Source organism: Ornithinibacter sp. (assembly GCF_035443565.1).
Taxonomy (GTDB): Bacteria; Actinomycetota; Actinomycetes; order Actinomycetales; family Dermatophilaceae; genus Fodinibacter.
Genome location: NZ_DAORSO010000207.1, coordinates 1 through 3,205 on the forward strand (window position 1 = coordinate 1; position 3,205 = coordinate 3,205).

At 71.8% G+C, this 3,205-nt stretch carries 4 protein-coding genes; all 4 read right to left on the reverse strand.

Annotated features, from left to right (window positions below; genetic code table 11):
- Positions 1 to 98: 98 nt before the first annotated feature.
- On the reverse strand, positions 99 to 242 hold the full coding sequence (locus PLL68_RS13395; RefSeq protein ID WP_324534891.1) for a hypothetical protein: 144 nt from the start codon (positions 240 to 242) through the stop codon (positions 99 to 101).
- Between the two features lie 159 nt (positions 243 to 401).
- Positions 402 to 1,361, reverse strand: coding sequence for a methylmalonyl Co-A mutase-associated GTPase MeaB (meaB, locus tag PLL68_RS13400; RefSeq protein ID WP_324534897.1), 960 nt, complete (start codon positions 1,359 to 1,361; stop codon positions 402 to 404).
- 16 nt (positions 1,362 to 1,377) lie between these two features.
- Positions 1,378 to 2,577, reverse strand: coding sequence for an acetyl-CoA C-acetyltransferase (locus PLL68_RS13405; RefSeq protein ID WP_324534893.1), 1,200 nt, complete (start codon positions 2,575 to 2,577; stop codon positions 1,378 to 1,380).
- 119 nt (positions 2,578 to 2,696) lie between these two features.
- Entirely contained in the window at positions 2,697 to 2,885 is a 189-nt protein-coding gene (locus tag PLL68_RS13410; RefSeq protein ID WP_324534895.1) for a helix-turn-helix transcriptional regulator, read from the reverse strand.
- Positions 2,886 to 3,205: the final 320 nt, after the last annotated feature.

Genomic DNA, 3,205 nt, shown 5'->3' on the forward strand with positions numbered 1-3,205 from the left:
GTGCCCGTCGGCGTGGTAGATGTGCACGAGGCCGCGCGTCACCACGCGCAGGCCGGTCGAACAACGGTACGCCGCCCACGTCTGCCGGAGCCCGGTCCTCACGTCGTGGAACCGGGCCAGGTGTCGGCGTCGACCGCCATGTCGAGGGCGCGCAACGTCACGTACTGGCCCCGCAACGTCGGCTTCGTGGCGAAGTCGGGGGCGGGGTCAGGGTCGCTGACGGAGTCGGACGTGCGGGGCACCCGACATCCTGCCCGACCGGATCCCGTTGCGTCCGGCAGGTTGGTCGTTGCAGGGCCCAACGTGCCGGACGTCAGGAGCAGGGTCTCGCTTGCGTCCGGCAAGGTGGTGGCCAGAACCACCAAAGTGCCGGACGCAAGAAGCAGGGGCAGGGGCAGGGCTCACGTGAGCGAGCGCACCAGCGCGTCGGCCGCGGCGTACGGGTCGCTGCGGCCGGCGACGACCTCACCGGCGAGCACCTCCAGGCGCGTGTCGCCGGAGAGCCCGCCGACCCTGGCCCGCAGCGTCGCCAGGGCCAGTCCCTCGATCTCGTGGCCGGCCCGGCGCACCCTGCGCGCGGTGAGGCCGTCCGTGCCGAGCCAGGCGCGGTGGTCCTCGATGGCTGAGACGACGTCGACCACTCCGTCACCGGTGGTGGCGACGGCTCGCACGACGGGGGTCCGCCACGCCCCCGGGTCCGAGCGGTCCCCGAGGTCCACCGCGTGGCGCAGGTCCCGCACGGCCCGGTCGGCACCCTCGCGGTCCCCCTTGTTGACGACGAGGACGTCGGCAACCTCGAGGATGCCGGCCTTGGCCGCCTGGATGCCGTCACCCATGCCTGGGGCGACGAGGACGAGCGTCGTGTCCGCCGTGGCGGCCACCTCGACCTCGGACTGCCCGACCCCGACCGTCTCGAGGAGGACGACGTCGCACCCCGCGGCATCCAACACGCGCAGCGCCTGCGGGGCGGCCCACGACAGCCCGCCGAGATGACCACGGGAGGCCATCGAGCGGATGAAGACCCCGGGGTCCGCGGCGTGCTCGGACATCCGGATCCGGTCGCCGAGCAGCGCTCCGCCCGAGAACGGCGACGACGGGTCGACGGCCAGCACCCCGACCCGGGCACCCCGCTCGCGGTAGCGGGTCACGAGCGCGTTGGTCGTCGTCGACTTGCCCACGCCCGGCGACCCGGTGACGCCGATGACGTGGGCGCGACCGGCATCCGACGCCAGCGCACGCATGACCTCACGAAGCGCGGGGTGGCCGTCCTCGACGAGCGAGATCAGCCGGGCGACGGCACGCGGACGCCCCTGCCTCGCCTGCGCGACGAGGGAGGGGACGTCGACGGTGCGTGGCGTGATCGGGTGTCAGTCCGGCTCAGGCCTGCGCGGCGACGCGGACGATGAGGGCGTCACCCTGACCGCCGCCACCGCACAGGGCCGCGGCGCCGACCCCACCGCCACGCCGCTGGAGTTCCAGGGCGAGGTGCAGGGTGATGCGGGCGCCAGACATGCCGAGGGGGTGGCCGAGGGCGATGGCCCCACCGTTGGGGTTGACCTGCTCCTCGGAGACGCCGAGCTCCTTGGCGGAGACGAGGCCGACCGCGGCGAAGGCCTCGTTGATCTCGACGAGGTCGAGGTCGGCGGGCGTGATGCCCTCCTTGGCGCAGGCCGCCTTGATCGCCTCGGCGGGCTGGCTCTGCAGCGTCGAGTCCGGGCCGGCGACGACGCCGTGGGCGCCGATCTCGGCGAGCCAGGTCAGGCCCAGTTCCTCGGCCTTGGACTTGCGCATGACGACGACCGCGGCGGCGCCGTCGGAGATCTGGGAGGCCGACCCGGCGGTGATGGTGCCGTCCTTGGCGAAGGCCGGGCGCAGGCCGGCGAGCGACTGGGCGGTGGTGTCGGCGCGGATGCCCTCGTCGGTGCGGAACTCGATGGAGTCACCCTTGCGCTGCGGGATCTGCACGGTGACGACCTCGTCGTCGAAGAGCCCGTCCTTCCACGCGCGGGCGGCCCGCTGGTGGCTGCGTGCGGCGAACTCGTCCTGCTCCTCGCGGGTCACGGCTCGCTCGCCGTGGTTGGCCGACTCGGTCAGGCCACCCATGCCCTGCGCGGTGAACACGTCGGAGAGCGCGTCGTAGTCCATGTGGTCGCGCAGCGTGACGTTGCCGTACTTGAAGCCGTCACGGCTCTTCTCGAGCAGGTGGGGCGCGTTGGTCATCGACTCCTGGCCACCGGCGACGATGATCTCGAACTCACCCGCGCGGATGAGCTGGTCGGCGAGCGCGATGGCGTCGATGCCGGAGAGGCAGACCTTGTTGATGCTCAGCGCCGGGACGGTCATGGGGATGCCGGCCTTGACCGCCGCCTGCCGTGCCGGGATCTGCCCCTCACCGGCGTAGAGGACCTGGCCCATGATCACGTAGTCGACGTCCTGCGGGTTGACCCCCGCCTTGTCGAGGGCGCCCTTGATGGCGAAGCCGCCGAGGTCGGAGCCGCTGAAGCCCTTGAGCGAGCCGCTCATCCGCCCCATGGGGGTGCGGGAGCCGGCGACGATGACGGTCGGGTCAGTGGACATGCAGGGGCCTCCGGTGTCGGGGTGTCGAACAGGTCGGGGATCGTGCTCGACTCTAGCGACGGGCGGATGCCGTGCCGACCCCCACGGCCCGTGACCCTCACCACCAGCGGGTCTGGCGATCAGGGACGAAAGATGTCCTCGATGGTGGTGCCGAAGTGGCGGGCGATCGTGAACGCCAGTGGCAGTGACGGGTCGAACCGCCCTCGCTCGATCGAGATCACGGTCTGCCGCGAGACCCCGAGGAGCTCCGCCAGGGCTGCCTGCGACAACTGGTGCTCGGCCCGCAGTTCGGCCAGCCTGTTCTCCACGGGTCAGCGCTTTGCGAATCGCAGCCAGAGGTAGGACCCTGCGAACGTGCCGAGCCCGAGCACGAGCGCATGAACCAGGCCCACCGGCGCCATCCACGACACGTTCAGGGCACCGCCCACACCCTACGGCGATGACTGGCCAGGTTTGCCAGCGGTGTGTCAAGTGGCCTTGACACCTCTGCCACCACCGCCAGGGCTCGACCGACGCGGCGGGTGATGCTCGCCACGAGAGGTGCGCATGCGGCATCCGCGCTTCCTACGCTGTGGGCCATGACTGCGCTGCCCACCGACCTGTTCACCGCGATCGACCACGTCGGCGT

Bases quoted from the DNA above. Each gene is read 5' to 3' on its own strand.
- PLL68_RS13405 (WP_324534893.1), bottom strand. From the start codon at position 2,577: ATGTCCACTGACCCGACCGTCATCGTCGCCGGCTCCCGCACCCCCATG.